Below are 21,453 nucleotides of genomic sequence, written 5' to 3'. Positions count from 1 at the left end.
CCTCTTCCACTTGTCTAGGGTTCGGTGCGTGACCGGACCCCCTCCCTTGCGGCGCGATGCCGAGCGCAACCGCCAGCTGCTGCTGCGCACGGCGTACGAGCTGATGGCCACCCAAGGACTTGACGTGTCCTATGAGGACATCGCGCGGGCCGCAGGCACCGGGATGGGCACGGTGTACCGCCGCTTCCCCGAGCGCCAAGACCTGCTGGACGCCCTCTTCAGCGACCACGTCGACAAGGTGGTCGGCTTCGCGGAGGAGGCCGCCGAGCACGAGGACGCACTGGCTGGGCTCGCCTGGTTCCTCGAACGACAGCTGGAGGTCGAGGCGCAGAGCCGCGGCCTGGGGGAGCTGCTGCGCAGCCGCGACCAGGCCACGGCGCTGGTGCAGCGGGCGCACGACCGGATGACCCCGCTGGTGGCCGGCCTGGTCGACCGGGCCGTCCGCGCGGGTCAGCTCCCCGCCGGTGCGACACCGGCCGACTTCGCCGCGGTGCACGTGATGGTCGGCAGCGTCATGGACGCCACCCGCACCCGCGCACCCGGCCTGTGGCGCCGTTCCCTGCGGATCGCCCTGGCCGGCCTGCGCCACGCCGACCTCTCCGGCGACGCCCCCGACGAGGCGCTCATCGGCCACCTCTACAACGACCAGACGAGATGAAGGCCCTCACCATGACGGCACTGCCCGCCGACCTGATCGCCGTGCTCGACGCCAAGGCGATCTGCTTCGTCACCACCCTCATGCCTGACGGCTCACCGCAGATCTCCCAGACCTGGGTGGGCACCGACGGCGACCACGTGCTGATCAACACGGTCGACACCCACCAGAAGACCCGCAACCTCCGCCGCGACCCGCGCATCGCGATCGGCATCGCCGACCCGGCCGCGCCCTCCCGGTACTGGGCGCTGCGCGGCAGCGTCGTGGACATCACCGCCGACGGCGCGCGCGAACACATCGACGAGCTGTCGCAGAAGTACCTCGGGCGGCCCTACCCGGGCTTCGGCGGCGGTGAGCAGCAGCGCGTCGTCCTCACGGTGAAGGTCGACCGCATGCACACGCCCTGATCAGGACCAGGCGAGCTCGCCCTCGCGGGACACGAACCGGCCTGTGCCCGCCCCGCGGCCCTCGGTGGCGAGCGCGACGATCGCATCCGTGCCCTCGGTGACCGTCTGGAAGCCGCTGTGCCCGTTGAGGTCCGTCGCGGTGTAGCCGGGGTCGGCCGCGTTGACGCGGATGCCCGGCAAGCCCTTGGCGTACTGCGTGGTCAACATCGTCAGCGCCGCCTTCGAGGCGGCGTAGAACGGTGCGACCACGCCCGACTCGGGGCGGCCGGGGTCGTGGGTGAGGGCGAGGGAACCCATGCCGCTACTGACGTTGACGACGACCGGGTCGTCGGAGCGGCGCAGCAGCGGCAGGAACGCGTGCGTCGTGCGCACGACGCCGAGCACGTTGACCTCGAAGACGGCGAGGGCGTCGGCGGCGGTCAGGTCGCCCAGCTCCCCTCCGAGGGGGCCGTGCACGCCGGCGTTGTTGATCAGGACGTCGATGCGGCCCTCGTGGTCGCAGACGTCGGCGGCCGCAGCGGCCACTGACGCGTCGTCGGTCACGTCGATCGGGACGAACCGCGCGCCGAGCGCCGCGGCGGCCTCCTCGCCCCGCTCCCGGTCGCGGGCACCGACCAGGACGGTGTGGCCGAGCCCGGCGAGGCGGCGGGCGGTCTCGCGGCCGAGACCCTTGTTGGCCCCGGTGATGAAGGTGATCGTCATGAGAACGATCGTGAGCGCCGGCGCGGCCGTGGACCAGGACCGGCCCGGCGGTAGGAACAGCAGTACCACCCTCCCACCCGGACAACGGACGCCGCGGGCAGCAGGATGGACGTCGTGACGACCTCCGGCACCGGACTCGGTGCGATGATCCGGACCTGGCGGGACCGGCTGTCCCCGGCGGCCGCCGGGATCGGCACGGCGCGCGGGCGGCGTGCGGCGGGGCTGCGGCGCGAGGAGCTGGCCGACCTGGCTGGCGTCTCGGTCGACTACGTCGTGCGGTTGGAACAGGGGCGGGCCACGGCCCCCTCCGCGTCGGTGGTGGCATCGCTGGCGCGTGCTCTGCAACTCTCCACCGCCGAGCGGGACCACCTGTACCGGCTGGCCCTGCTCGTGCCGCCGGCCGAGGGGACCATCTCCGACCACGTCCCGCCGGGGATGCAGCGGGTGCTGGCCCGCCTCGGCGACGTGGCCGCCGCCGTCTTCGCGGCGGACTGGCAGCTGGTGTGGTGGAACCGCGGGTGGGCGGCGCTGCTGGGCGACCCGGCCCTCTCCCCGCCCCGGTCGCGCAACTTCGCCCGCGACCGGTTCGCCGCCGACGGCGGCCCCGCCCACCTCGCGCGGTGGCCGGTGACCGAGGCGGACCGCGCCGCCACCGACGCCGCCGTCGTCTCCGACCTGCGCCGCGCGACCGGCCGGTTCCCGCGGGACCGCCGCCTGGCCGCGCTCGTCCGGGAGCTGACCGCGGGCAACGAGACGTTCGCGCGGCTGTGGGCCACCGGGGCGGTCGCCGCGCACCGCGAGGACCACAAGACGGTCCACCACCCGTCGGTGGGCCCGGTCGAGGTCGACTGCGACGTCCTGGGCGACGGCGACACCGAGCTCAAGATCGTCGTCATGACGGCGGTGCCCGGCAGCGCGGACGAGACCAAGCTCCAGCTCGCCACCGTCACCGGCGCACCCGCCGCCGTCTGAGGGCGTGCGTCAGTCGCCCGGCGCCGCCCAGCCGAGCTCCTCCAGCAACGGCAGCGGCACCGTGGAGTACTCCGGGAACCGGTGGTACGGCTTGACCATCGGGCGGAAGCGCTCCGGCAACCCGCCCGACCGGGCCAGGGCGGCCAGTGCCGTGCCGATGCGTTCACCGGGGACGTTGAACGCCAGGTCGTGACCGTCCAGTTCGGACACCCGCGGCAGCCACCCGTCCAGGAACGCCTCCATCCGTGGGCGGTGGCCGGCGAGTGCGTCGGCGAAGACCGAGGACAGCGCGAGCGTGACGGCGGAGTCGTGGCGGTCGCCGCGGAAGTGGCGCACGGTCAAGCTGATCGACTCGTTCGTGCTGTCCGGCCCGCGCTGGGCGAACACCTCGCCGAGCGCGGCCCACGCGTCGACCTCGGCCAGGGCGGTGAGGGCGGACTCCCGGTCGCCGCGGGCGAGCAGGGCGTCCTCCAGCACGAACCACAGCGGGCCCAGTGAGGTGCGCCGGGTCAGCTCGCCGGTCGCGGTGCCGAGCAGCCTCTGCGCCGCGGCGACCGTTCCCGGGACGTCGACCCACAGGTAGTCGACGTCGGCACCGGTGATCGTCTGCGGTGAGGAGCGGAGCGCGGTCTCCAGGGTCGTGCGCTGGGCCGCGGTCAGCTCCTCCGGCGCCAGCGCGCGGTAGCCGTCCCCGCTGCCGCGGAACTGGCGCGCCATCCGTTCGAGCAGCCGGGCGTGCAACGTCGGACGGCTGCCCTCGGGCGCGGTCAGCAGTCCGTCGTCGTCCGTGCCGAAGGTCCACGCCGCCGCGGCCAGCTCGCCGAGGTCACCCGTCCACGTGTCGTGCACCGGGTACTCGCCCTGCGCGAGGTGGTGCAGCAACGCCCGCGTGCCGTCGTCGGCGAAACCCGAGTAGACCAGGCACGCGGCCGCGGCACCGCGCACGTGCAACGACGGGCTGGTCGTCATCAGATCCCGTGCCGCGGCGACGTGGTCCACCCTCGCGTCGGTGCGTCGCGCGCTGCCGGGCGTGACTCCGTTGTCGCGCGCGGCCAGGAAACCGTGGGCCAGGCAGAGTCCCGCGGACGCGTCGGGTGTCAGGGCGGGCAGCCTCTCCGGCTCCCGGCCCAGCAGCACCAGCAGCCGCAGCGCCTCGTCGTCACCGGTGCGGGTCCACATCGCCTCGACGTCGGCGGCGAACTCCGCGACCAGCCCCGCGTACTCGCTCGTGGCCTTGGCGACGTCGTCCGGCCGGGCCACGAAGTGCGTCTCACCGACCGCGATCCTAGCCAGGAACAGCGGTGCCAGCTCGTTGTCCTGGTGCAGCAGCTCGGCCAGGAACGGGATCGCGGCCTCGGACGCCGTGTAGACCGACCCCTGGTGCGTGGTGGCCGAGTAGAGGCCGTACACGCCGAAGTTCCGGTCGCCGTCGTCGTCGCTCGTGATCGCCTCGATGAACAACGGCGTGTCGGCGGCCGTGCCGTAGGCGTCCTCCAGGGCCGCCCAGTCCACGTCGGTCAACCCAGGGGGAGGCGTCGTGTGGCCGCGCAACGGCGGCCGTTCCGCGTCGTCCCCGTCCTCGTGCTCGCCGAGGTCCGGCGGTGCGAAGGCGGGCAGCGCAGCAGCGTCGAACATGGTCCGTCCTGCCAGGTCAGAGGGGGTGATGTGGAGGCTAGCAGTGCCGTGCTGGTGGTGTTGCCCAGATCGTTGACCAGGTAATTGGTCTTCCGCGCTGACCAGGCAAGGCTGGTCCCGCTTGTCGAGTGCGGAGGTGGCCACGGCTCGTCGTCCGGGCGTGTTCGTCCGCATGGAGCGGGGGCGAACGGAGACGATCGGTGACCGGATCTGCCTGGTCGCCCGGACGTCCCCCGCCGACTGGGGCATCACCGCGTTCTCCACCTGGTCGCTGAGCACGCTGTGCGCTCCACCTGCTCGACCGCGGCACCGTCACCGCGATCAGCCGGGAGACCCTGCACCGAGATGCACCGTGTCCTGGACCTCTACGAGTGCATCACGATTCATGCTGAAAGGCCCGGCTCATCCGCGAACCAAGTCCAGATTCCAGAGGCGATGATACGAAACCATCAGACGCGACGGCTTCAATGATCCAGAAGTGAACCGGATCTGCGCCGATGATGGCGTCGGGCATGACATTGGCAAGATCGATGTCGATGCCGAGCGCTCGTAGTCGCGTGCTGGGGTACAGGCGTTTCTCGCGCCACTCATTCGCCGCTTGTTCGAAGTCTTCGTCGGTGAGACCGGATCGAACGAGTCCGCAAAGTCATTCGGCAGCGCCTATCGAGACGCAAGGAGAGGACGGTGACCCGTCCAGTGGTGCGCTTACGGCCGTGCTCCTCCGTCGAGTGTGGACAAGATCTTGCACAACACATTATGTTGCGTTTGATCGTCCCCCGCGACCGCATCGAACGCCCGGAGGTGCGCACGCCATGGAAGTCCGCCTGAGCTACGCCAAGATTGTGGTCAGCGATCTGGAACGGTCCATCGACTTCTACACGAAAGCGATCGGATTGTCAGTGCTGCAACGGGTCGAGTTCACCGCACCGGACGTCACCGAGGTGGTGCTCGCCGACGCGAGCGGTCAGGGCAGGGTGGTGCTGATGTGCGGCGACAGCATGCCGGTCCAGTCCGGCGCGCCCGCGTGGACGCCGTTCGTCCTCACCGTCGACGACGCCGCGGCAGCCGCCGCCGAGATCGCGGACGCGGGCTACGCCCTCGCGTGCGACCCGCCGCTGAAGGTCGGCGGCATCACCATCACGCTGGCCCCGGACCCCGACGGCTACCTCATCGAGGTCATCTCGTTCCCGTCGGACCCGTCGGGCCACCCACCGGTGCCCGAGGGCAAGGTCCCGCACCCGCTCCCGCAGTTCCACGACCGCGTCCTGAACTGAGGACGCCCGGAGGTGGTGGTCCCGCCCGCTGGCGACCCATCGCCCCGCCTCGGCGGACCGGCCGGCCACTCCTCGGGGCGCTCAGCCCCCGAGCCGACCTCCGCACTCGACAAGCGGGACCAGCCTGGCCGGTCAGCGCGGAAGATCAATTACCGGGTCAACGATCTGGGCAGCACCACTGGCTCCGGCCGGGAGATCGACACCGCCGCGGAGGTCGCAGTGAGCACGACGACCGGGTTGCACGAGGCGCTGCGGCGGTTGCTGGACGAGAGGTGGACCTGCCGGCAGTTCCTGCCCGACCCGGTCCCGAGGTCCACGATCGAGCAGCTGCTCGCGCTCGCGCAGCGTACCCCGTCGTGGTGCAACACCCAGCCGTGGCACGTGGTCGTCACCGAGGGCGCCGGCACCGAGCGGTTCCGCACCCGGCTGCTCGGACACCTGCGGGAGCACCCCGGTCAGCCGGACTTCCCGTTCCCCGTCCAGTACACCGGGGTCTACCAGGAACGCCGACGGGAATGCGGTAGGCAGCTCTACACCAGCGTCGGCGTCGAACGCGGTGACCACGAGGGCGCCGCGCGGCAGCTGCTGCGCAACTTCGAGCTGTTCGACGCACCGCACGTCGCGATCATCACGACCGAGGCGGACCTGGGCGTCTACGGCGCCGTCGACTGCGGCCTCTACCTCGGTTCATTCCTGCTCGCCGCCCAGAGCCTCGGCCTGGGCGCCGCACCCCAGGCCGCCCTCGCCGGGTACAGCGACTTCCTGCGCGACCACTTCGAGCTCCCCGCGACCAGGCGGGTGGTGGCCGGCGTCTCGTTCGGCCACCCCGACCTCGCGCACCCGGTGAACGGCTTCCGCACCTCCCGCGTGGACGTCGGCAGCGCCGTCACCTGGCACTCCTCGTAGCGCGCTTCAACGCCTTGCTTTCCGGAGACTTCCGGGCGCTCTCCCCGTCGAGCGCTTGAACGCGACGTTGAACGCGCTCGATGACGAATATTCAAGATGTCGCGCAATCTGGTCGACCGACATCTCCGTGGATTCCAAGAGGCTGAGTGCCAGCTGCATCTTCCACTGCAACACGTACGAGGCGGGAGGAATCCCGGCACTTTCGCGGAACTTTTCGATGAAGACCGTCCGCGAAAGCCCGCAGGCGCGCGCCAACTCGCCGACCGACAGGGCGAATTTGCGCTCGTGGTGGATCAGTCTCACGGCAGGGCTGAGCACCGGGTCTGCAAAGAGGTGGATCCAGCCGGCGGGGAGTGCCAAGCCGGCCGACAGCCACTCGCGCATGACGTGTATGAAGAGGATCTCCAAAACGTGTTCGGAGGCGCGGTGAGATGCGGGCAGCCGGTGCTTCATCTCAACGTCCAGCTGCCGCAGCAGCCATCCCATGGCCGGGCCGGCGTTCGAATCAGCGGAAACGTGGGTGACGGCCGGCACGGCTTGTTGCAGGAACAGATCAGCCCCGCCTCTCAGGTCGACGTGCGCGGTGACGCACACGGTCTCATCGTCAGGCGAGGGCGAGATGTCCCGCTCGCCGAGGACGGCCTGCGTGGGTGCCATGTCGAGCTTCGTGCCGAACACGAACGGAGACCGGCCATCCAGGACAAGCGCTTCACCGGCTGCTACTTCGAGCCACTCCGGCTCCTTGCCGAGGCGGAACTTGATCTGCCCTCGCGTCACCGCCAGGACCTTGACCCTGCCGGGCGGTGGCGATTGGATCAACCAATCGCCCGAACCGGACCGATGACCGGCAAGGACGCAACTGAGACGCAATGTGCTCATCACGTCGGAAAAAATGTCTTCGCCGGTCATGACTCTCCGGTGTCAGGCGTTGATCTCATCCCACCACTCCAGCGAGAACGAGTCGATCATCTCGCTGAAAGCCTCGCTGACTTCCGGTGTGGTGGCGCGCCAGGCGGCGTAAGCGGCCTGGTCCTCCTTGGAATCCCACTGCTCGATCAGCATGAAGTTGTTGGGGTTTTTCGCCTCGCGCACCACGCGAAGCCCGATGAGTCCCGGACGGGAGCGCGTGGCAGCCAGCGTGACCCGGTAAAAATCGATGACGTCTGACGCGCGGCCGGGCTTGGCCGTGACTTTCAGCAGAGCGGTGTGTGCCATGAGGAGCCTTCTTCTGGGGGAGTGGCCGGTTCGGCCTGGAACTACCTGTCGCAGGTCGCTCAGCCAAGCTACAGGCTCCGATGCGGACCGCAGTCGTCATTCTGACCGCCGTTGTTGTCAATGCGTACGGGTTGGGCAGTCGAATGACGCGGCTACGAGATCCGCATGCCACCCGCCTAGGCTGGTGGCATGCGGATCGGAGAACTGGCCCGGCTGGCCGGGGTCAGCGCCCGCTCGCTGCGCTACTACGAGCAGCAGGGCCTGATGCACAGCACGCGGTCCGTCGGCGGGCAGCGGCACTACCCGCCGACGACGGCCGTGCGCGTCGAGATCATCCGGCGGCTGTTCGACGCGGGCCTGAGCAGCAAGGTGATCGCACGGCTGCTGCCCTGCGTGGACAGCGACAGCAGGGCCGTCGCCGAGGACGCCTTCACCACGATGACCGGCGAACGGGACCGGCTGACCGCCGACATCGCCAGGCTCGTCGAGGCCAGGGCCGTCCTCGACGAGCTGATCGAGATCAACACCAGCTACCGGCAGGGGACGGCCACCGGCTGAGCGCCGTCAGCGGCTCAGGTCGACGACGAGCTTGCCCGTGGCGTGCCGCGACTCGACGAGCGCCAGCGCCTCCTGCGCCCGCGCGAGCGGGTAGGTGCCGGTGATGTGCGGGTCGAGCCGCCCGGCGACCATCAGCTCCGCCACGCGTTCGAGCCCCGCCCGGTCCAGCCGCCGCCGGACCGCCGCGCCACCCAGGTCGGCCACCGACGGGTCACCGACGGAGACGAGCGCCTCCGGCTTCACCGCGAGTGCGGCCACCGCGCGCAACGACTCGCCGCCGACGGTGTCGACCACCGCGTCGAACCCGTCGGGCGCCAGCTCGCGCAACCGCTGCACGACATCGCCCCCGGTGTAGTCGACGAAGGTCGCACCGGTCTTCGCGACGAGCTCCCGCTTGGCCGAGCTCGCCGTGCCCGTCACGACCAGGCCGCGGTCACGCGCGACCTGCGCCAGCGCGATGCCGACACCGCCGCCGATCCCGTTCACCAGCAGCGAGGAACCGGCGGGCAGGTCGAGCTGGTCGACCACGTCCAGCGCCGTGGTGCCCGCGACGGGAATGGTCGCCGCCCACGTCGCCGGCAGCGCGTCGGGGATGCGGGCGGTGGACTCGGCGAGCAACAGCGTCGTCTCGGCATAGGTGCCCGCGAACGTGAGCGCGAACCCGGTGACCCGGTCACCGACGGCCAGCCCGGTCACGTCGGCGCCGACGGCGAGGACCGTTCCCGCTGCCTCCATGCCGAGCACCTGCGGAAAGGGCACGTCGCCGTTCATCGCGGTCACGTGCCCGGAGCGCAGCAGGTGGTCGAGGGGGTTGACCCCGGCGGCCTCGACGCGGACGAGGACCTCCGCCGGACCGGGCACCGGATCGGGCCGCTCGAAGAACTCCTGGACCTCCGGTCCGCCGAAAGCCTTGTAGCCCAACGCAGTGCCCATCGCGGATCTCCTCCACCGGTGGCGTTCCGGCCTTCGGAACGCGCTGCCCCGACGCTAGGTGCTGACACCGGTGTCAACTTCCACCCGATGTGACGCGGGCAACTCGGGGAGGGCGGGAACCACCTGAAACGGACGACACGGCGCAAACATCAATTGCGCGAAACAACCCGATGGTGTGGTGATCGGCCGACATTCACACCATCGCGTGATCATGGATTTCTGGGTCCCGCACCGGTCTGGCTACGGTGCTGCGAGGTTCCGGCTGAGCGGTTGCTCGCCGAGTCCCGAGTGAACACAACCATTCTTAGGAGATTTCGTGCTGAAGAAGGCAGGAGCGGCCGTCGCCATCGCGGGCGCTTTCCTCGGTTTCGGTTCGCAGGCCATGGCCGCCACCCCCGAGCTGGACCTCACCCACCAGGTCGGCCTCGTCGACCTCGACGACACCGAGATCGCCAGCGACATCAACGCCTGTTTCATCGACGTCAACGTCATCGCCGTGCCGGTCCTGTCGGACAACGACAGCGGCCTCTGCGGCAACCCGGACGACAAGTAGGCGGTGGGCCGGGCGCCTGGGCGGCGCCCGGTCTGCCCCGCCGGTGCCGGAAGTCGGCGCGCGGGCTGTGACGGCTGATACTTCGGGGATCGGCCGCCTGTCCGCCGCGCCGGCGCCGGTGCGGCGCTCGCCACCGGGAGGTGCGGGCCGGCAGCAGCTCCGGTGCTCCTCGCCGCACCGTCCATTCGGAACAGACTGCCGGTGGTGTCGGACTGCGCCATCGCGAAGGCCGACGACGCCGGCCACTCGATCACCATCGTCCGCCGGCCATGGCGCGAGCGATCGGCCAGGCGCCGGGGGAGGTGTTGGACAGCACCGTGCAGGTGGTGCCGGTGTGCGGGTCGTGAGTCGACTTGAACGACACCCCGGCGTCGCTGCCGACGAGCATCACCGTGTCGGTGCCGCCGCGCAGCCAGAAGCCCAGCGCGTACTGCACCGGTTCGTCCTCGGGCACGTCGAACCGCGGGCGCACGACCTCCTCGACGTCGGGCACGATCCGCCCGGCGAACAGGGCGCGCCAGAACGCCGACATGTCCGCCGCGGTGGTGTGGATGCCGCCGTCGCCGGTGGCCAGCACCGGCAGGTGGAATACGTTGGAGCGGTCCACGCCGTCGATCGGCAGGTAGCCGACGGCCGCGTCGCCGGGCAGTTCGTCGGAGCGCAGGAAGTCGGTCCTGGTCATGCCGGCGGGCCGCAGGACGCGTTCGCGGACCAGGTCGTGGTAGCCGGTGCCGCTCGCGCGTTCGGCGAGCAGGGCGAGGACGACGAAGCCGCTGTTGCAGTAGCTGAACCGTTCGCCCGCGGGGAACTTGGCCGGGTGGCCGTCGAGCAGCGGCAGGAACGCCTCGGTGGTCGTCAGTTCGTGCGCGGCGCCGACGACGTAGTCGGTGAGCTCGTGGCCGGCTTCCTCGTCTACGTAGTCGCCGATGCCGGAGGTGTGGGTGAGCAGGTGCTCGACGGTCACGTCGTCCGCGATCAGCGGCAGGTCGTCGCCGAGCAGCGAACGGGCCGCGGTGTCCAGGGCCAGCTTGCCCTCGTGCACCAGCGAGAGCACGGCCAGCGCGGTGAAACCCTTGCTGCCGCTGGCGATGCCGAACCTGGTGTCGACGGTGTTGGGCACCCAGTGGGCGCGGTCGGCGAGCCCGTAGGCGCGTGCGATCTCGACCTCTCCGCCGTGGTCGAGCCACGCGACCCCGGAGAAGTCCTCTTCCTCTGCTGTGCGGTCGATCTCCCCCTGCACCATCCAGGCAGGGTAGGTCCGGTGAACGCGCCGGACGAACGATTTACCGCTCACTCACCGGGGACCACGATGCCCATCTCGTAGGCGGCCACGATCGCCTGCGCCCGGTCGCGCACGCCGAGCTTCGCGAACACCCGGCTGACGTGCGTCTTCGCCGTCTGCTCGACGATCACCAGCGCGGCGGCGATCTCGGTGTTCGAGAGGCCGCGCGCGACCAGCCGGAGCACCTTCAGCTCCTGCGCGGTCAGCCGGTCGGCGCGTTCGGGCCGCACCGCGCCTGGGCGGCGGGCGGCGAACTCCGCGACCAGCCGACGGGTCACGGCGGGCGCGAACAGGGCGTTGCCGGCCGCCACCACCCGCACGGCGTTGACGAGGTCCTCCAGCGGGGCGTCCTTGAGCAGGAAGCCGGAGGCGCCGACCCGCAGGGCGCCGTAGACGTACTCGTCGACGTCGAACGTCGTCAGCATCAGCACGCGGGTGCCGAGGTCCGGGGTGCCGAGGATCAGCCGGGTGGCCTCCAGGCCGTCCATCACCGGCATGCGCACGTCCATCAGCACGACGTCGGGGCGGTCGCGGACGGCCGCGTGCACGGCGTCGGCGCCGTTGCTCGCCTCGCCGACCACGGTGATGTCCGGCTGTGCGGCGAGCACGGCGCGGAAGCTCTGCCGGACCATCGTCTGGTCGTCGGCGATCAGCACTGTCGTGTTCACGGCTGGTCCTCGTTCCCGGTCAGGGGCAGCGTGACCGCCACGACGAAACCACCCCGTTCGCCCGGACCCGCGACGATCGTGCCGCGCAGGGTCGCGACCCGCTCCCGCATGCCGAGCAGGCCGTGCTTGGCCCGGTCGTCCGTCGGCGGCCCGGGTTCGGCGGCGGCGCTGTTGCGCACCACCACACGCAGGTCGGCGCCCGCCGTGACGCGCACGTCCACAGTGGACCCCGGGGCGTGCCGGACGGCGTTGCTCAGCGCCTCCTGCACGATCCGGTACGCCGACAGCGCGACACCGCCGGGCACGCCGCTCACGTCGCCGTCGAACCGCACGGTCACCGCGACTCCGGCGCTGCGCAGGCGGTCGACCAGCTCGGCGATCTGCTCCACGCGCGGCTGGGGCGCGGTCTCGGCCTCGCCGTTCTCGTTGCGCAGCACGCCGAGCAGCCGCCGCATCTCGGTCAGGCCCTCCCGCGCGGTCTCCTGCATCTCGGCGAACTCGCCCTCCAGCTCCGCCGACAGGCCGGGGAACCGGTACCGCGCGCTCCCGGCCCGCAGCGCCAGCACGGACATGTGGTGCGCCACCACGTCGTGCAGCTCGCGGGCGATGACCGCGCGTTCCTGCAGCGTGGCGGCGCGGACCTCCTCGACCTCGCGGCGCCGGGACTGCTCGTTGCGGTCGGCCTCGGCCACGCGCCGCAACCGCATCGCGTTGCCCACGACGAGCACACCGCCCACGATGGCACCGACCAGGAAGATGTCCCGGTAGTCCCACATGTGCGCCCACACGACGACCATCGAGAAGAAGAACACCCACACGAGCACGGTCTGCCGGTAGGCCTGGGCGGTGGTCAGCAGTGCCGCCGCGGCTGCGAGGACCGTGCCGGGCGTCCACGGCCAGCCCCACGCCGAGCGGAAGTCGTGCAGGACCACCGGTTCGAACACCATCACGACCGCGAGCATCCGCCACGCCCACAGCGGGTGGACCTGCGTCAGCAGCACGGCGGCGACGGCGAGACCGGTGAACCACCACGCGGGGATCGACGAGTAGGTGAACCGCAGCTCGGCCGGGCCGACCACGTTCAGGAAGACCACCCAGGACGCGACGCCGAGCACGAGCACGATCCGGAGGCGCCGCCAGCCCGCCGACGCCGGCGTCCTGACCAGCCTGCTCGCCGAGAACAACGTGAACACGCCGGCGGCGAGGAACTGCCGCACCACGGCACCCCTCATCCGCCCCACCGCCCCGGAAGATCATCCACTCGCGCCGAACCTACTCCACCCCCGGACAGGAGGCCGCGCCACGCGAGCACCCCACCGACGACCGCGACCAGCACGTAGAGGTTGTCCAGCACGGCGTTCCCCGTCGGCACCAGCAGCGGCCACAGGACGAAGACCGCCCAGACGGGCACCTGCGCGGCACCTGGCCCGCGCAGGAGGAACGCCACCAGCGGCACGACCCACACCCAGTGGTGCGACCACGAGATCGGGCTGACCAGCAGCCCGCAGAACGCTGTGACCAGCAGCGCCCCCAGGGGCTCACCGCGCAGGTGCGCCCGCCGGGCCAGCACCGCCGCCGCGGCCACGCAGCCCAGGCAGAGCGCCGCGACCAGCAGGGGAGCCCACGGTGCCGCACCGGTCAGCCGCTGCACCGCACCGGAGATCGACTGGTTGGCGAGGTGCCCGTTGCCCGTCGCGTCGTTGCCGCGGAGGACCGCCGACCCCCAGTACCGCAGCGAGTCACCGGGCAGCAGCAGGAACCCGAGCAGCTGCAGACCGCCGAACACCGCCAGCGCCCGCCCCGCGTCCCGCACCCGCCCGGTGACCAGCAGGTGCAGCACGAACACCAACGGCGTCAGCTTCACCGCCGCGGCGATCCCGACCAGCACGCCGGAGAACCGGCCCTGCCGCAGCACGTCGACCACGACGACGGCCATGAGCAGCACGTTGACCTGTCCGTACCCGACGGTCCGCCACACCGGTTCGAGACCGAACACCGCCGCGAACAGCAGCGGTGACGGCGTCCGGCCGGTGGTCCACCGCAGCACCACGCCCACGCCGAACGCGGTGGCGGCGGCGAACACCGCCCACGTGAGCTGGGTCGGCAGCACCGCCAGCGGCGTGAACAGCACGGCCGCGACCGGCGGGTAGGTGAACGGCAGGTCGACCGCCCACTCCGGTGTGGCGGTGAGGTGGTCGTACAACGCCTCACCGCGGAGCACGGCCAGCGCGCCGGAGCGGTACACCGCGCTGTCGAGGCCCAGCGGCAGCCGCAGCGCCCACCCGGCCAGTCCGAACAGGACGAACGAACCGGCGAGGAGCACCGGGGCGGAACGGGAGCTGAGCACATCGGGAACGCTAGGGGGACGGCGCCGTGGCGTCGTCGTGCCCCGGCGCCCACCGCGAGCGCTACCGCGGTAGCGGGTGTTCGGGCGTGCTACCGGGGTAGCACGGAACGCCTTCACCACCGACCGTCCTCACGCAACAGCCCGGTGACGGACGCCGGGGAAGCCGGTCGAAAGCGTTACCTTGGCTTCATGAGCAACAACGGGGAGGGGCGCGACGGAGCGCTCGTGCAGTCCGTCGACCGGGCCATCGCCGTCCTGGAGCTGTTGGCGCGCAACGGCGAGGCCGGCATCACCGAGATCGCGGCCGAGCTCGGCGTGCACAAGTCCTCCGCGTCCAGACTCGTCTACACCCTGCGCGCCCGCGACCTCGTCGAGCAGAACGGGGAGCGCGGACCGTTCCGGATCGGACTGGGCATGCTCCGGTTCGCGGGCGCCGTCACCGGCCGGCTCGACTACGCCCGGCTGGGTGGCCCGGTCTGCTCGGCGCTCGCCGACCAGCTGGGGGAGACGGTCAACATCGCCGTCCTCGACGGCGACAACGCGCTCAACGTCAGCCAGGCCCGCGGCAGCTCCGCCGTGGCGGCGCAGAACTGGGTCGGCCAGCGCACGCCGCTGCACGCCACGTCCAGCGGCAAGGTCCTGCTCGCCGGTGCGTCCGGTGCGGACCGGGAACGCGTGCTCGGCGGCGACCTGGAGGCCTGCGCGCCGCGCACGATCACCGATCCGGTGCGGCTGCGGGAGGAGTTGCGGCGCACCGCCACGGACGGTTACGCGACCTGCTTCGAGGAGCTCGAACCCGGCCTGCACGCGGTCGCCGTCCCGGTGTTCGGCGCGCACGGCGACGTGGTGGCCGCGATCAGCGCCGCCGGACCGGCCTACCGGCTCTCGCAGAAGCGCGTGCCCGAGGTCGTCGAGGAGCTGCGCGCCGCGTCCCGCGACCTCTCGGCCCGCCTGGGGCACCCCGCCTGACCGACCCCGCCCGCCGCGGCGACCGGCGCCAAGGTCAGATCAGGGCCCGGATCGCCCGCTCGAACCCGATGACGTGCTGGGAGGCCAGCTCGGCCGCCTTCTCGGCGTCGCCCTCGACGATCGCGGTCAGCAACGGCACGTGCTCGTCGACGTGCCCGGCCATCCCGGACAGGCGCGGCAGGAACACGCACCAGATGCGGGTGGCGAGGTTGTCGTAGGAGATGAGCGTGTCCTCCAGGAACGGGTTGTGCACGCACCGGTAGATCGCGCGGTGCACGTCCACGTCGGCGCGCAGCAGCGCGGTGTTGTCGCCCGGCCGGGCTGCGGTCTCCAGCTGGGACCGCAGCCCGGTCAGGGCGGCCCGGTCCGCTGCGGTCGCGCGCTCGGCCGCGGCGGCGGCGGCCAGCGGTTCGAGCGTGCGGCGCACCTCGGAGACGTGGGAGAGGTCGGAGATGTTCACGTCGGTGGCGAACGTGCCGCGGCGGGGGAAGGCGACGACGAGCCGTTCCTGCTCCAGGCGCTTGAGCGCCTCGCGGATCGGCGTGCGGCCGACGCCGAGCTCCGCGCGCAGCCGGTCCTCGTTGATGGGCTCGCCCGGCCTGATCTCCAGCATCACCAGCCGGTCGCGCAGCACGGCGTACGCCCGTTCGGTGAGCGAGACGGCCGCCGGCTCGTCGTTGACCCGTGCGTTCATGTGACCTACGGTAACCCACAGACTGATATACCAGAAGTCGACCAGGTGATTCCCGCTGGAGGCGTCGCATGACCAGCCCGCCAGGAGCCCATCTGCCCGAGCACCCGGACTTCCTGTGGGAGAACCCGGAGCCGAAGGCCTCCTACGACGTCGTGGTCGTCGGCGGCGGGGGCCACGGCCTGGCCACCGCCTACTACCTCGCGAAGGTCCACGGCATCACGAACGTGGCGGTGCTGGAGAAGGGCTGGCTCGCGGGCGGCAACATGGCCCGCAACACCACGATCATCCGGTCGAACTACCTGTGGGACGAGAGCTCCGGCATCTACGAGCACTCGCTCAAGCTCTGGGAGGGCCTGGAGGACGACCTCGGCTACCCGGTCCTGTTCGACCAGCGCGGCGTGCTGAACCTCGCGCACAGCCTCCAGGACGTCCGCGACAGCGTCCGGCGGGTCAACGCCAACCGCCTCAACGGCATCGACGCCGAGTGGGTGGACCCCGACGGCGTCGAGGAACTCTGCCCGATCGTCAACACCTCGCCGGACGTGCGCTACCCGGTGCTGGGCGCGACCTACCAGCCGCGTGCGGGCATCGCGAAGCACGACTACGTGGCCTGGGGCTACGCGCGGGCCGCGCACGCCATGGGCGTCGACCTGATCCAGAACTGCGAGGTCACCGGCCTGGAAACGGCTCACGGCCGGATCACCGCGGTGCGGACGTCGCGTGGCCGGATCGCCGCGGGCAAGGTCGCGTTGTGCGCGGCCGGCCACAGCTCCGTGCTCGCGCAGATGGTCGGCCTGCGGCTGCCACTCGCCTCGCACCCGTTGCAGGCCCTGGTGTCCGAACTGCTCGAACCCGTGCACCCGACCGTCGTGATGTCCAACGCGGTGCACGTCTACGTCTCCCAGGCGCACAAGGGCGAACTGGTGATGGGCGCGGGCATCGACAGCTACAACGGCTACGGCCAGCGGGGTTCGTTCCACGTCATCGAGGAGCAGATGGCCGCGGCGCTGGAGCTGTTCCCGGTGTTCGCGCGGGCACACCTGCTGCGGACGTGGGCGGGCATCGTCGACGTCTCGCCGGACGCCTCGCCGATCGTCGGCCTCACCCCGGTCGGCGGCCTGTACCTCAACTGCGGCTGGGGGACCGGCGGGTTCAAGGCCACGCCCGGTGTCGGCGACTGCTTCGCGCACACCGTCGCGCACGACGAACCGCACCCGTACAACGAGCCGTTCACCCTCGACCGCTTCACCACCGGCGCCCTCGTCGACGAGCACGGCGCCGCCGCCGTCGCGCATTAGGGCCTGTGTCGAGGTCCGTGTTCGCGACAGCCGGGCCTGAGGCGGCCCCAGGGGGCACGGGCGGACAGCCCACGTACAACACCGCGGTATGCGGGCTGTCCGCCCGCACCGCCAGGAACCACCTCAGGCACGACTCTCATCGAACAGGACCTCGACACAGGCCCTGGCAGGAGCTGACGATGCAACTCATCCCGTGCCCGTGGTGCGGACCGCGCGAGGAAGCCGAGTTCCACTACGGCGGCCAGGCCCACGTCGCCTACCCCGAGGACCCGTCGGTGCTCACCGACGAGCAGTGGGCGCAGTACGTGTTCTTCCGGGACAACCCCAGCGGCCCGTTCGCCGAGCGCTGGAGCCACAGCGCCGGGTGCCGCCGCTGGTTCAACGCCGTGCGCGACACCCGCACCCACGAGCTCCTCGCCACCTACCGGTCCGGCGAGCCGATGCCGGAGGTGGCCCCGTGACGTTCCGGACCCCGACCGGCGGCGTGGTCGACCGGACCACGCTGCTGCGCTTCACGTTCAACGGACAGGACTACACCGGCCACCCCGGCGACACGCTCGCCTCCGCGTTGCTGGCCAACGGTGTCCACGAGATCGGCACCAGCGTGAAGCTGGGCCGCCCGCGCGGGATCGTCGCGGCCGGGTCGGAGGACCCGACGTCACTGGTGCAGGTCGAGGCGCCGTTCCCCGAGCCGATGCTGATCGCCACGACCGTCGAGCTGTACGACGGCCTGGTGGCGCGCGGCCTGGCCGGGCAGGGACGGCTCGCCGCCGAACCTGACCCGGCGCGCTACGACGCCAAGCACGTGCACTGCGACGTGCTGGTCGTCGGCGCCGGACCGGCGGGGCTGATGGCCGCGCTGACCGCCGCCCGCAGCGGTGCCCGCGTGGTGCTGGTGGACGAGCAGAACCGGCCCGGCGGTGCGCTGCCGGTCTTCGAGGAGCACCTGGACGACCGGCCGGCGGCCGCGTGGGTCGCCGACGTGGTCGCGGAGCTCAAGGGCACGCCCGGTGTGCTGGTGCTGGACCGCACCACCGCGTTCGGCATGTACCAGGACGGGTTCGTGCTCGCGCTGCAGAAGCGCACCGACCACCTCGGGTTCGCCGCACCCGCCGGCGTCGCCCGGCAGCGGGTGTGGCGGATCCGCACCAAGCAGACAGTGCTCGCCACCGGTGCCCACGAACGCCCGGTCGTGTTCCCGGACAACGACCGGCCCGGGATCATGCTGGCGTCCTCGGCCCGCACGTTCCTGCGCCGCTACGGCGTGCTGCCCGGTTCACGCGCGGTCGTGTTCACCACCCATGACAGCGCGTACTGCGCGGCGATCGACCTCGCGGAGTCCGGTGTGGACGTCGCGCTGGTGGTCGACGCCCGGCCGGAGGCACCCGCCGCGCTCGCGGCCGAGTGCGCGGCGCGGGGGATCGAGGTCCGCGCCGGGCGGGTGGTCACCGGCACGGAGGGCGAGGGACGGATCACGGCGGTGCACGTCGGCGACGAGGTCGTCGCGTGCGACACCCTGCTGGTGTCGGGCGGCTGGAACCCGGTGGTGAGCCTGTTCAGCCAGGCCGGCGGCACACTGCTCTACGACGACGGGCTCGGCGCGTTCGTGCCGGGACCGGCCGAGCCGACGGTGCGGGTCGCCGGTGCGGCGAACGGGAACCTCGACCTCGCCCGGTGCCTGGGCGACGGCAGCGTCTGCGGTGCCGAGGCGTCGCTCGGCGCCGGGTTCGACCCCCGGACGACGGTGCCGCGACCGGTGTCGGACGCGCGGTGCACGGGCCGGTCCGGCCTGGTGCTGTGGCGGGTGCCCGGCTCCGACGAGACGAGCTTCGTCGACCTGCAACGGGACTCGACGGTCGCGGACGTGCTGCGCGCGACGGGCGCGGGGTTGCGGTCGTTGGAGCACATCAAGCGGTACACGACCATCGGCACCGCGCACGACCAGGGCAAGACCTCGGGCATGATCGCGGCCGGCATCGTCGCGGAGGCCCTCGGCGTCGAACTGGCCGAGCAGCGGCCGACGACGTTCCGACCGCCCTACACCCCGGTGTCGTTCGCCGCGCTGGCCGGGCGCAACCGCGGCGAGCTGCACGATCCGGTGCGGGTCACGGCGATCCACCCGTGGCACGTCGCGCACGGGGCGGTGTTCGAGAACGTCGGCCAGTGGAAGCGGCCCTGGTACTACCCGCGGCCGGGTGAGGACCTGCACACGGCCGTGCTGCGCGAATGCCGGGCCGCACGCGAGGGCGTCGCGCTGATGGACGGCTCCACGCTGGGCAAGATCGACGTCCAGGGCGCGGACGCCGGCGAGTTCCTCGACCTGCTCTACACCAACCTGATGAGCACGCTGAAGGTCGGCCGGATCCGCTACGGCGTCATGTGCGGCGTGGACGGCATGGTGATCGACGACGGCACCGTGATCCGCGTCGGCGAGGAGCGCTACCTCGTCACCACGACGACCGGCAATGCCGCCAAGATCCTCGACTGGATGGAGGAGTGGCTGCAGACGGAGTGGCCGCACCTCGACGTGCACTGCGCGTCGGTCACCGAGCACTGGGCCACGATCCCGCTGGTGGGGCCGAAGTCCCGTGCGGTGCTCGCCGCGGTGGCGCCCTCGCTCGACGTCTCGAACGCGGCGTTCGAGTTCATGACCTGGCACGACACCGAGGTCGCCGGTGTGCCCGCGCGGGTGTGCCGGATCAGCTTCTCCGGCGAGCTGGCCTACGAGATCAACGTGACCGCCTGGCACGGCATCGCCGTGTGGGAGGCGCTGATGGCGGCGGGGGAGGAGCACGGGATCACGCCGTACGGCACCGAGACCATGCACGTCCTGCGCGCCGAGAAGGGCTACCCGATCATCGGCCAGGAGACCGACGCCACCGTCACACCCCAGGACCTCGGCATGTCGTGGGCGGTGTCGAAGAAAAAGGCCGACTTCATCGGCAAGAGGTCCTTCGCCCGTGCGGAGAACAACCGCGCCGACCGCAAGCAGCTCGTCGGCCTGCTGCCAGTCGACCCGCGGGTGCTGCTGCCCGAGGGCGCGCAGGTCGTCGAGACCGACCGGCTGCCCGAACCGCCGGTGCGGATGCTCGGCCACGTCACCTCCAGCTACCCCAGCGCGGCGCTGGGCCGCACCTTCGCGCTCGCCCTCGTGCGCTCCGGCCGCGACCGCATCGGCGAGACCCTCCACGTGCCGGTCGGGGACGCGCTCGTCCCGGTCACCGTGACCGGCTCCGTGCTCTACGACCAGGAAGGAGCCCGCCGTGACGGCTGACCCGGTGAGCCCGCTGGCGGCCTGGACCGACCGGCTGACCGCGCTCGCACCCGCGCTGGGCGTGCGCGAGGTGCCGTTCCGCTCCCAGCTCACGGTGCGGGTGTCCAACTCCGGCGCCATCGCGGCCATGGGCGGCGCGCTGGGTGTGGTGTTCCCGGCGGATGCGTGCACGTTCACCATGGACACCGGCCTGTTCGGTGCCGTGGAGGTGCTGTGGCTGGGGCCTGACGAGTTCCTGGTCGTGGCCGGACCCGATCTGCAGGCGGTGGTCGAGGAGGTGCTGCGTGGCGCGCTCGGTGGTGAAAGGGGGTCCGTTGTGGACACTTCGGCTCAGCGCACGACCGTGGAGCTGGAGGGTCCGCACGTCCGCGACGTGCTGGCTCACGGATGTGCCGTGGACCTGCACCCGGCTGCGGCTCCCGTCGGCACTTGCGTGCAGACGCTGCTCGCACGCACAGGGGTCATCCTGCAGGTGACCGGGCCCGACCGGGTCGCGCTGCTGGTGCGGTCGTCGTTCGCCGGGTACTTGGCGGCGTGGCTGGCCGACGCGTGCACCGAGTACCTGGCGGTGCCGTTCGACGGCAGCGGCACTGTCGTGTTCCGCTGACCCCGATCGCGGTTGAGCCGCCAGGCCACGGGTATGCGCGGAGGGTTCACACCCGTCGACGAAGCAGGTGGCGATGAAGGTCGAAGAGGTCGAGGCGGTCTCCCGGAACGACGAGGTCGAGGTGTCGGGGTCCGCGCTCCCCGTCGGTGACGGGTCCTGGGACCCCGAGAAGCTGTACGCCGCGGCGCTGGCCACGTGCCTGCACCAGGCCGTGGCGCTGGCGGCCTCCACCGGCGACCTCGACACGACCGGCAGCGCCGTGCGCGCACGGGTGGCGCTGAACCACGGCACCGCCCAGGACTACACCGTCGACGCGTCGCTTTCGGTCGCGCTGCCCAACGTCCCGAGCGAACGCCGGGCCGACCTGCTCGACCAGGCGGTCCGGCACTGCCCGCTGGTCGGTGACTGGCCCGTCGCCCTGGATGGCTGATCCTGTTTTCGGCGGGTGCGCGGTGGGTAGGCACTGCGCATGGCCGACAGTTCAGCAACCACGGTTCGTTGTCA

At 71.5% G+C, this 21,453-nt stretch carries 23 protein-coding genes; 13 read left to right on the top strand and 10 right to left on the bottom strand.

Translation table 11 applies throughout. From position 1 onward, the window contains the following. Nucleotides 1-28: 28 nt before the first annotated feature. Both ACZ7CD_RS09420 and ACZ7CD_RS09415 read left to right on the top strand, forming a co-directional pair. On the top strand, nucleotides 29-658 hold the full coding sequence (locus tag ACZ7CD_RS09420; RefSeq protein WP_470378716.1) for a TetR/AcrR family transcriptional regulator: 630 nt from the start codon (nucleotides 29-31) through the stop codon (nucleotides 656-658). Beyond that, complete coding sequence (locus ACZ7CD_RS09415; protein ID WP_360396553.1) at nucleotides 655-1,062, top strand: PPOX class F420-dependent oxidoreductase; 408 nt, start codon at nucleotides 655-657, stop codon at nucleotides 1,060-1,062. Before ACZ7CD_RS09420 ends, ACZ7CD_RS09415 begins: the two co-directional genes overlap by 4 nt. On the opposite strand, the gene ACZ7CD_RS09410 is transcribed toward ACZ7CD_RS09415, so the two are convergent. Beyond that, nucleotides 1,063-1,764 (bottom strand): SDR family NAD(P)-dependent oxidoreductase, encoded by a 702-nt coding sequence (locus ACZ7CD_RS09410; RefSeq protein WP_470378715.1) that lies wholly within the window; start codon nucleotides 1,762-1,764, stop codon nucleotides 1,063-1,065. 105 nt (nucleotides 1,765-1,869) lie between these two features. Between ACZ7CD_RS09410 and ACZ7CD_RS09405 the strand changes: the two genes are divergently transcribed. Further along, nucleotides 1,870-2,736: a helix-turn-helix domain-containing protein gene (locus ACZ7CD_RS09405; protein ID WP_470378714.1), complete on the top strand. Its 867-nt coding sequence runs from the start codon at nucleotides 1,870-1,872 to the stop codon at nucleotides 2,734-2,736. 9 nt (nucleotides 2,737-2,745) lie between these two features. On the opposite strand, the gene ACZ7CD_RS09400 is transcribed toward ACZ7CD_RS09405, so the two are convergent. Beyond that, a complete protein-coding gene (locus ACZ7CD_RS09400; RefSeq protein ID WP_470378713.1) occupies nucleotides 2,746-4,371 on the bottom strand; it encodes a hypothetical protein in 1,626 nt (541 codons plus the stop codon). Between the two features lie 812 nt (nucleotides 4,372-5,183). On the opposite strand from ACZ7CD_RS09400, the gene ACZ7CD_RS09395 reads away from it, so the two are divergent. Beyond that, nucleotides 5,184-5,645 (top strand): VOC family protein, encoded by a 462-nt coding sequence (locus ACZ7CD_RS09395; protein WP_470369328.1) that lies wholly within the window; start codon nucleotides 5,184-5,186, stop codon nucleotides 5,643-5,645. Between the two features lie 219 nt (nucleotides 5,646-5,864). Beyond that, a complete protein-coding gene (locus tag ACZ7CD_RS09390; RefSeq protein ID WP_470378712.1) occupies nucleotides 5,865-6,551 on the top strand; it encodes a nitroreductase in 687 nt (228 codons plus the stop codon). A 6-nt stretch (nucleotides 6,552-6,557) separates the two neighbouring features. Here the strand turns inward: ACZ7CD_RS09390 and ACZ7CD_RS09385 are convergent, their stop codons facing one another. Together ACZ7CD_RS09385 and ACZ7CD_RS09380 are read right to left on the bottom strand one after the other, a co-directional pair. Beyond that, nucleotides 6,558-7,460: an AraC family transcriptional regulator gene (locus ACZ7CD_RS09385; RefSeq protein ID WP_470378711.1), complete on the bottom strand. Its 903-nt coding sequence runs from the start codon at nucleotides 7,458-7,460 to the stop codon at nucleotides 6,558-6,560. Nucleotides 7,461-7,472: 12 nt separating this feature from the next. Beyond that, nucleotides 7,473-7,766 (bottom strand): putative quinol monooxygenase, encoded by a 294-nt coding sequence (locus ACZ7CD_RS09380; protein WP_470378710.1) that lies wholly within the window; start codon nucleotides 7,764-7,766, stop codon nucleotides 7,473-7,475. A 189-nt stretch (nucleotides 7,767-7,955) separates the two neighbouring features. On the opposite strand from ACZ7CD_RS09380, the gene ACZ7CD_RS09375 reads away from it, so the two are divergent. Continuing rightward, a complete protein-coding gene (locus tag ACZ7CD_RS09375; protein WP_470378709.1) occupies nucleotides 7,956-8,324 on the top strand; it encodes a MerR family transcriptional regulator in 369 nt (122 codons plus the stop codon). A 6-nt stretch (nucleotides 8,325-8,330) separates the two neighbouring features. Here the strand turns inward: ACZ7CD_RS09375 and ACZ7CD_RS09370 are convergent, their stop codons facing one another. Continuing rightward, nucleotides 8,331-9,257, bottom strand: coding sequence for an NADP-dependent oxidoreductase (locus ACZ7CD_RS09370; protein WP_360396569.1), 927 nt, complete (start codon nucleotides 9,255-9,257; stop codon nucleotides 8,331-8,333). Between the two features lie 316 nt (nucleotides 9,258-9,573). Between ACZ7CD_RS09370 and ACZ7CD_RS09365 the strand changes: the two genes are divergently transcribed. Then, nucleotides 9,574-9,810 carry a hypothetical protein gene (locus ACZ7CD_RS09365; RefSeq protein ID WP_360396571.1) on the top strand — a complete coding sequence of 79 codons (237 nt, stop codon included), beginning with the start codon at nucleotides 9,574-9,576 and terminating at the stop codon, nucleotides 9,808-9,810. A gap of 250 nt (nucleotides 9,811-10,060) precedes the next feature. On the opposite strand, the gene ACZ7CD_RS09360 is transcribed toward ACZ7CD_RS09365, so the two are convergent. The 4 genes from ACZ7CD_RS09360 to ACZ7CD_RS09345 are packed head-to-tail and all read right to left on the bottom strand — an operon-like array spanning nucleotide 10,061 to nucleotide 14,107. Next, a complete protein-coding gene (locus ACZ7CD_RS09360) occupies nucleotides 10,061-11,053 on the bottom strand; it encodes a serine hydrolase domain-containing protein (protein WP_470378708.1) in 993 nt (330 codons plus the stop codon). A 47-nt stretch (nucleotides 11,054-11,100) separates the two neighbouring features. Then, on the bottom strand, nucleotides 11,101-11,760 hold the full coding sequence (locus ACZ7CD_RS09355) for a response regulator transcription factor (protein WP_360396575.1): 660 nt from the start codon (nucleotides 11,758-11,760) through the stop codon (nucleotides 11,101-11,103). After that, entirely contained in the window at nucleotides 11,757-12,992 is a 1,236-nt protein-coding gene (locus tag ACZ7CD_RS09350) for a sensor histidine kinase (RefSeq protein ID WP_470378707.1), read from the bottom strand. The genes ACZ7CD_RS09355 and ACZ7CD_RS09350 overlap by 4 nt, the downstream gene beginning before the upstream one ends. Further along, the gene (locus ACZ7CD_RS09345; protein ID WP_360396578.1) at nucleotides 12,989-14,107 is read right to left on the bottom strand and encodes a glycosyltransferase 87 family protein; all 1,119 of its coding nucleotides are present in this window, start codon (nucleotides 14,105-14,107) and stop codon (nucleotides 12,989-12,991) included. The genes ACZ7CD_RS09350 and ACZ7CD_RS09345 overlap by 4 nt, the downstream gene beginning before the upstream one ends. A 189-nt stretch (nucleotides 14,108-14,296) precedes the next feature. On the opposite strand from ACZ7CD_RS09345, the gene ACZ7CD_RS09340 reads away from it, so the two are divergent. After that, nucleotides 14,297-15,076 (top strand): IclR family transcriptional regulator, encoded by a 780-nt coding sequence (locus ACZ7CD_RS09340; protein WP_470378706.1) that lies wholly within the window; start codon nucleotides 14,297-14,299, stop codon nucleotides 15,074-15,076. A 34-nt stretch (nucleotides 15,077-15,110) separates the two neighbouring features. On the opposite strand, the gene ACZ7CD_RS09335 is transcribed toward ACZ7CD_RS09340, so the two are convergent. Beyond that, on the bottom strand, nucleotides 15,111-15,770 hold the full coding sequence (locus ACZ7CD_RS09335) for a GntR family transcriptional regulator (protein WP_360396581.1): 660 nt from the start codon (nucleotides 15,768-15,770) through the stop codon (nucleotides 15,111-15,113). A gap of 68 nt (nucleotides 15,771-15,838) precedes the next feature. On the opposite strand from ACZ7CD_RS09335, the gene ACZ7CD_RS09330 reads away from it, so the two are divergent. From ACZ7CD_RS09330 to ACZ7CD_RS09310, 5 genes are all read left to right on the top strand, one after another. Further along, on the top strand, nucleotides 15,839-17,068 hold the full coding sequence (locus ACZ7CD_RS09330) for a sarcosine oxidase subunit beta family protein (RefSeq protein ID WP_360396583.1): 1,230 nt from the start codon (nucleotides 15,839-15,841) through the stop codon (nucleotides 17,066-17,068). Between the two features lie 179 nt (nucleotides 17,069-17,247). Then, nucleotides 17,248-17,529 carry a sarcosine oxidase subunit delta gene (locus ACZ7CD_RS09325; protein ID WP_470378705.1) on the top strand — a complete coding sequence of 94 codons (282 nt, stop codon included), beginning with the start codon at nucleotides 17,248-17,250 and terminating at the stop codon, nucleotides 17,527-17,529. Then, the gene (locus ACZ7CD_RS09320) at nucleotides 17,526-20,342 is read left to right on the top strand and encodes a 2Fe-2S iron-sulfur cluster-binding protein (RefSeq protein WP_470378704.1); all 2,817 of its coding nucleotides are present in this window, start codon (nucleotides 17,526-17,528) and stop codon (nucleotides 20,340-20,342) included. The genes ACZ7CD_RS09325 and ACZ7CD_RS09320 overlap by 4 nt, the downstream gene beginning before the upstream one ends. Next, entirely contained in the window at nucleotides 20,332-20,949 is a 618-nt protein-coding gene (locus tag ACZ7CD_RS09315) for a sarcosine oxidase subunit gamma (protein ID WP_470378703.1), read from the top strand. Before ACZ7CD_RS09320 ends, ACZ7CD_RS09315 begins: the two co-directional genes overlap by 11 nt. 73 nt (nucleotides 20,950-21,022) lie before the next feature. Continuing rightward, nucleotides 21,023-21,379, top strand: a complete 357-nt coding sequence (locus tag ACZ7CD_RS09310) for an OsmC family protein (protein WP_360396588.1) — start codon at nucleotides 21,023-21,025, stop codon at nucleotides 21,377-21,379. Nucleotides 21,380-21,453 lie beyond the last annotated feature (74 nt).

The sequence above is a fragment of the Lentzea sp. NPDC036949 genome (assembly GCF_055608075.1).
This window is presented reverse-complemented; position numbering and strand designations above follow the sequence as displayed.